This is a genomic window from Campylobacter concisus, from assembly GCF_002914195.1.
Classification (GTDB): Bacteria; Campylobacterota; Campylobacteria; order Campylobacterales; family Campylobacteraceae; genus Campylobacter_A; species Campylobacter_A concisus_M.
This window is the reverse complement of sequence record NZ_PPAU01000035.1, coordinates 1-440: the sequence shown is the minus strand read 5'-3', so window position 1 is coordinate 440 and position 440 is coordinate 1. Positions and strand designations below refer to the sequence as shown.

1 protein-coding gene is annotated in these 440 nt (G+C 42.3%); it reads right to left on the bottom strand.

The genetic code is table 11. The annotated features are described in order from the left end of the window. Window positions 1–148 precede the first annotated feature (148 nt). Window positions 149–440 (bottom strand): helix-turn-helix domain-containing protein (locus tag CYP28_RS00840; RefSeq protein ID WP_141090883.1); only part of this gene is annotated, 292 nt, incomplete at its 5' end.

Below are 440 nucleotides of genomic sequence, written 5' to 3'. Positions count from 1 at the left end.
CCTCGATAGAGATGCTTGCTTTGGACTAGTTCAGGCACTTGGCGATGATATGATCGTTATTTTTGACAGATACGAACTCTCACAATTTACACTTTCAAAAGAGCTTCGAGATAGGCTCGCTAAATTTAAAGATAGGCGTAAAAGCTTCTTAATTCGTATAGCTTTCAAGTTTTTCGTGGTCGATGATGAGAAATTCGTGCGGTGTGATCTTCCTGATGACGTCGTCTTTGATAAGCTCATTAAAGGCTGTTGAGGCGCTTTGGCGCTTGAGACCAACAAAGCTTGAGAGCACTTTTAGAGAAAACGGCAAAAACACGTATCGATAGCCATTTTGTTTTAGATCTTGCTCATTTGCAAGCTCGATTAAGAAATTTGCGATCCTGCCCTTTGCGGCATCAAAAAGTATCGACTTGGTGATCTGGCGCTGCACGATGATGGTG